The organism is Lacisediminihabitans sp. (genome assembly GCF_043726815.1).
Lineage (GTDB): Bacteria > Actinomycetota > Actinomycetes > Actinomycetales > Microbacteriaceae > Lacisediminihabitans.
Genome location: NZ_JAYSJZ010000112.1, coordinates 1 through 5,357, shown reverse-complemented (window position 1 = coordinate 5,357; position 5,357 = coordinate 1). Strand labels below are relative to the sequence as shown.

Sequence of the window (5,357 nt, the reverse complement as noted above, 5' to 3'; positions counted from 1 at the left end):
GAACGCCGGCCGCCGGTTCGCGATACTCTCGTGTCTGGCGCCCAACCGGGCGCCCGCCGAGAGGAGAAGCGTGTGAATGCCTGGCTAGACCAGAACGCGCGGGCCGTGGCGATCGGCCTCTCGGGCGCCTTCGTGCTTTTCTTCGTGCTCACGGTGCTCTTCCTCGCGCTCTGGCTGAGAGCCGCGAGCGGCCGTCGTCGGCAGTACTACGACCGCGTGGCCGCCGAGCGGCGGCGGCTCGAACTCGAGGTGTCGCTGCAGGAGCAGTCGGCCCGCCTGCGCATCGTGCGAGAGCTGCACGAGGTTGCAGTGCACTCCGTGTCGATGATCATCAGCCAGGCCGACGGAGCCCGGTACGCCGCGGCCGCGGACCCGGCCGTGGCAGCCCGCTCGGCCGCCGTGATCGCGGAGACCGCCAGGGGCACCCTCGCCGACCTCCGGCGCGTGATGACCGTCGTGCGCGACGGCGAGGCCGCCGCCACCCCGCAGCCCCGGCTCAAGACCATCCGCGACCTGCTCGCGGTGATGGGGGAGGCCGGCCTCAACATCACGTTCGTGGAGCATGGCGAACGATTCGATCTCTCCCAGGGTGCGGAGCTGGCGATCTTCCGCATCGTGCAGGAGTCGCTGTCCAACGCCCTCACCTACGGCGGCGAGGGCACGGATGTCAAGGTCGCGTTCACCTGGACCGCCGAGGGCCTCCAAGTGCTCGTCGACGACGATGGGGTGCGCGCCGCGGCGAAGCGTCAGGGACTCGACCCGGACAAGCTCGCGCAGAGCCGCACCTACACCTTCCAGGACGACCTCAATTCGCTCACCGAGGTCGTCGTGGGCCCGGGAATCACCGAGATGCGAGAGCGCGCAGCGCTGTTCGGCGGCATCCTCAACGCCTACTCGGTGCCCGGGGTGGGATTCTCCATCTCCGCCGTCTTCCCGGCGCTGCGCTACGACAACGGCGTTCACGGCGTGAATTTGGACGCCTGAGCGGCCGTGCCCGAACGGCCGCGGGAGGATTCCGCCGCGATTCGTAAGGCACTCGCGGTGGGTCTCGCCGCCACGGCCTACGGCGTGTCGTACGGGGCCCTCGCGGTCGCCGCCGGACTCGACATCTGGCAGACCTGCGTCATGAGCCGGCTGATGTTCACGGGCGGATCGCAGTTCGCCCTCGTCGGCGTGATCGCGACCGGCGGTGTCGCCGCGGGGCCGGCGGCCATCGCGAGTGCGGCGATCCTGGGCATCCGCAACGGCATCTACGGCATCCGGATGGCACCGATCATCGGGGGAGGCCCCTGGCGCCGATTCGCCGCGGGCTGGCTCACCATCGACGAGTCCACGGCGGTTTCGATCGGCCAGCCGACCCTGCGCGCCCAGCGCATCGGCTTCTGGGTCACCGGCGTGGCCGTGTTCGTGGGCTGGAACCTCACCTCGGTCATCGGCGGCCTCATCGGCAACGCCCTGGGCGACGTGCGCGCCTACGGCCTGGATGCGGCGGCCGCCGCCGCGTTCCTCGGGCTGCTCTGGCCGAGGCTCCGACAGCTCCAGACGATTGCGGTGGCCGCCGGGGCCGCCGTCGTCGCCGCGGTAGCGACGCCCGTGCTCATTCCCGGGCTGCCGGTGCTGGTGGCCGGTCTCGTCGCCGTCGTCGTCGCCGCCGGGCTGTTCGCCCTGCGCGTGCCGTTCATCGTGGTGGTGATCGCGGCCGCCGTGGTGGCCGCGATCGTGAGAGCCCTCTTCTAGCCCTCGAGGTCGTCGATGCCCGGGGTCCAGGCCAGGCCCGGCTCGCCCCAGCCGCTCTTCTTGATCGCCTTCTCCGCGGCCCGCGAGTGTTTGTGGGCGAGCCGGTCGACGTAGAGGATGCCGTCGAGGTGGTCATACTCGTGCTGGAAGATGCGCGCCAGCCAGCCCTCCGCGCTGATTTCGAACGGCTCGCCGTTCAGGTCGAGGGCGCGAAGGATGGCCAGGTCCGCACGGTGCAGGGGGAACCGCTCGCCGGGCACCGAGAGGCATCCCTCCGACTCGGTCTCCTCGTCCGCCGGGCCGACAGCGGTGGGACTGATCCACAGCTCGGGGTTGATGGCGACACCCCGCCAGAGCACGTCGTCATCGTCCAGCCAGTTGAAGACGAAGATGCGCCGGGAGATTCCCACCTGCGGCGCCGCGAGCCCGACCCCGGGAGCCGCCTCCATGGTCTCGAACATGTCGGCGACGAGTGAGCGGAGATCATCGTCGAATTCGGTGACGTCGGCGGCGCGGGAGTGCAGCACGGGGCTGCCGGTGATGATAATCGGGAGAACGGCCATTCGCCAAGAATATCGGAGGGTCACCGGGTAAAGTCGTGGCGTGCTGCCTGACGTGTCCGACCTCGCCAACACGATCATCCTCACCCCGGCCAAGGCAATCGGAATCCCGATCGCTCTCGTCGGTGCGGTCTTCCTCGCGATCGGCGCCCAGCTCCAGCATCGCGGTGTGGTCAAGGTCGAGACCCAGAGCGAGACGCGGTCATCCGGCGGCCTGAGGCTCGGCCAGCTGCTCGCGCTCCTTCGCCGCCCGTCCTGGGTGTTCGGCACGCTCCTCCTCGGCCTGGCCGTGGTGTTCCAGCTCACCAGCCTCTACTTCGCCCCGATCATCGTCGTGCAGCCGCTCGGCGCGATCGCGCTCATCATCACCGCGGTGGTGAACGCCCGGGTCTCGGGGGTCAGGCTCACCAGGCGGGCCATCCGGTCCATCTCATTCTGTATTGTCGGCGTCGGCCTGTTTGTGACCATCGCCACGATCACCGGCCAGTCCAAGGAGATCTCGCAGACGGAACTGGTGATCGTGCTGGTGCTCCTGGTGGTGATCACGGTGGCGTTCGCCATCGTCTTCGCGCTGCTGCGCAAGCGGTTCGAGGCGATCATCTACATCGTGGGTGCCGGCGTGCTCTACGGGTTCGTCGCGACGCTCGCCAAGGTGGTCATCGACCGCATCCACACCCTCTTCATCGGGGCGTCGGATACCCACGGATTCGAGTGGCTCACCCTCACCTGCGTCATCGCGCTGATCGCGGCGGCCGCGATGGGGGGCTACTTCGTGCAGAGCGCCTATTCGTCCGGGCCGCCCGACCTCGTGATCGCCGGGCTCACGGTGATCGACCCCCTCGTGGCCGTGTCGATCGGCATCGTCGTGCTGCAGGAGGCGGCCGGCGCGCCCTGGTACGCGATCGTCGCCTTCATCGTCGCTGGTATCCTTGCTGTTTACGGCGTCTTCCAGCTTTCCAAACACCACCCGCAGACGCAGCACTAAGCTGATGCTGCCGGCTACTAATGCAAGGGATGCTCACAGATTTGTCCGATTCCCCGCGTGACACGTTCTCGGCCGCGAAGGCACCCCTTCGCGTACTGATCGGTGCAGACACCTTCCCTCCCAACGTGAACGGTGCGGCGAACTTCGCCTCCCGCCTCGCGGCCGGACTGACCGAGCGTGGCCATGACGTCTTCGTGGAGGCCCCCGCGGCCAGCCGCAAGCACGGCACGTTCGTCGAAGAGCACGATGGTGCCCGGTTCACCGTGTACCGGGTGTACTCGTGGCGCTGGTACCCGCATGACTGGCTGCGGTTCGTGCTGCCGTGGCGCAGTCAGGCGCACGCCGCCCGCATCCTCGACGAGGTGAAGCCGGATGTCGTGCACATCCAGTCGCACATCGTGGTGGGGCGTGGCCTCGCCCGCCAGGCCGTGAAGCGCGGCATCCGCGTGGTCGGCACCAATCACTTCATGCCCGAGAACATGATCGACCACACCAAGCTTCCGCACTTCCTGCGCAAGCCGGTGATCCGGGCCGCGTGGGCGGATGCCGCCTCCACCTTTGGGCTGTGCGAGGCAGTCACTTCGCCGAGCCGCAAGGCCGCCGACTTCCTCGAGGCCGAGACGAACCTCGCGGGGGTGCACGCGATCTCCTGCGGCATCGACGCTGCGCTCTACACGCCGAGCTTCGAGAAGCGCACGGGCAACACCATCGTGTTCGTGGGCCGGGTGTCTGGCGAGAAGCACATCGACGTTCTGCTGCGCGCCGTCGCGGCCATCGACCCTGCACTCGACGCGAAGCTCGAGATCGTGGGCGGCGGTGACCAGATGAACCAGCTCAAGCAGATGGCCAAGGATCTCGGCATCGCGGATCGGGTGAACTTCACCGGCTACGTCACCGACGAGGAACTTCGCGCGGCTCTCACTCGCGCCACCGTGTTCGCGATGCCGTCGATCGCGGAGCTGCAGAGCATCGCGACGATGGAGGCGATGGCCTCCGCGCTTCCCATCGTCGCCGCCGACGCCATGGCGCTTCCGCACCTCGTGCACGAGGGCCAGAACGGCCACCTCTTCACCCCCGGCGACTCCGTCGACCTCGCCGCCAAACTCACCGACGTGCTCACGCTGCCGGATGACGAGCTCATGGCGATGAAGAAGGCGAGCCTCAGCTACATCGCGGCGCACGACATCCAACGCACTCTGAGCATCTTCGAGAGCCTGTATCGTGGTGAAACGGTCACCGATCCGGTGACCGATGCGTCGCTCGACGAGCAAGTTCCGTAGCCTCTTCGAGCTCGCGGGGCGGTAGCTCAGCTGGTTAGAGCAGCGGACTCATAATCCGTCGGTCACGGGTTCAAGTCCCGTCCGCCCCACCGATGCAGGCCTCGGATCAGGGCTTCTCATTCCCACCAAAGGAATCGGAGACCGAGACTGTGGGGCGAGTTTGCCCCCTGGGTTGTACGCCACTCACCGCAAGCCGACTACGACGAGCACCGCGGCACCCACCACGCACAGTGTCCCCACGAGAGAAGCGGCCACGAATAGTTTGCGTTCCTTGATCATCGTTGAACCTTCCTGCCGACCAGCTGAGCGTGTCGATGTGTTTTCTGGTGACCTAAATGTAGGCTTTGTCCCCCTAAAAGGGGACCCCTTGACAAAACGCGGCGACGTCGTGCGCGACGCGTGAGGGCCGGCAACCGAACCTCAGCTCCCCGCGACCCCGCCTCCTTTCAGCGAAAAGGGCTCGGACGTTCCGTCGAAACGTCCGAGCCCTGCGCAGCTGTCGGGTGCGGCTACTCTGTGGTGCGAACGGCACCGTCCTCGTGTTCGACCCGCGCTCCACGCACCTGCTCGTTCACCGGGTGAGTCTCGATGACTGTTTCGGTTCCGAAGAGCACACGCTCGAACGACATGGCCTCGTTCGGAGGACGAGACGTTTCTCATCATCGATGACGTCATATTCTTCGTCGCTGGCGTAGCGTTCGCCCGTCGGTGAGTAGTCGTTGGGCTTGGGCTTGGGCTTGGGCTTGGGCTTGGGCTTGGGCTTGGGCTTGGGCTTGGGCTTGGGCTTGGGCTTGG

The 5,357-nt window shown here is 67.3% G+C and carries 6 protein-coding genes and 1 tRNA gene; 5 read left to right on the top strand and 2 right to left on the bottom strand.

Going from position 1 to position 5,357, the window contains the following annotated elements; translation table 11 throughout:
- Together ACHZD8_RS16585 and ACHZD8_RS16580 are read left to right on the top strand one after the other, a co-directional pair.
- Positions 1 to 984 (top strand): sensor histidine kinase (locus tag ACHZD8_RS16585; protein WP_394771533.1); only part of this gene is annotated, 984 nt, incomplete at its 5' end.
- Positions 985 to 990: 6 nt separating this feature from the next.
- The gene (locus ACHZD8_RS16580; RefSeq protein WP_394771532.1) at positions 991 to 1,737 is read left to right on the top strand and encodes an AzlC family ABC transporter permease; all 747 of its coding nucleotides are present in this window, start codon (positions 991 to 993) and stop codon (positions 1,735 to 1,737) included.
- On the opposite strand, the gene def is transcribed toward ACHZD8_RS16580, so the two are convergent.
- A complete protein-coding gene (gene def / locus ACHZD8_RS16575; protein ID WP_394771531.1) occupies positions 1,734 to 2,300 on the bottom strand; it encodes a peptide deformylase in 567 nt (188 codons plus the stop codon). The genes ACHZD8_RS16580 and def overlap by 4 nt on opposite strands.
- Before the next feature lie 40 nt (positions 2,301 to 2,340).
- On the opposite strand from def, the gene ACHZD8_RS16570 reads away from it, so the two are divergent.
- The 3 genes from ACHZD8_RS16570 (at position 2,341) to ACHZD8_RS16560 (ending at position 4,651) form a co-directional block, all read left to right on the top strand.
- A complete protein-coding gene (locus ACHZD8_RS16570; RefSeq protein ID WP_394771530.1) occupies positions 2,341 to 3,282 on the top strand; it encodes a DMT family transporter in 942 nt (313 codons plus the stop codon).
- Between the two features lie 29 nt (positions 3,283 to 3,311).
- Positions 3,312 to 4,562 (top strand): glycosyltransferase, encoded by a 1,251-nt coding sequence (locus ACHZD8_RS16565; protein ID WP_394771529.1) that lies wholly within the window; start codon positions 3,312 to 3,314, stop codon positions 4,560 to 4,562.
- Between the two features lie 15 nt (positions 4,563 to 4,577).
- Positions 4,578 to 4,651 (top strand) — tRNA-Ile (locus ACHZD8_RS16560).
- A gap of 482 nt (positions 4,652 to 5,133) precedes the next feature.
- Here the strand turns inward: ACHZD8_RS16560 and ACHZD8_RS16555 are convergent.
- Positions 5,134 to 5,357: hypothetical protein (locus ACHZD8_RS16555; RefSeq protein ID WP_394771528.1), on the bottom strand; the 224-nt coding region annotated here is incomplete at its 5' end.

What these genes read in the sequence shown, in the direction of transcription:
- def (WP_394771531.1), bottom strand. Translation starts at nt 2,300, where the DNA reads ATGGCCGTTCTCCCGATTATCATCACCGGCAGCCCCGTGCTGCACTCC.
- ACHZD8_RS16565 (WP_394771529.1), top strand. Translation starts at nt 3,312, where the DNA reads ATGCTCACAGATTTGTCCGATTCCCCGCGTGACACGTTCTCGGCCGCG.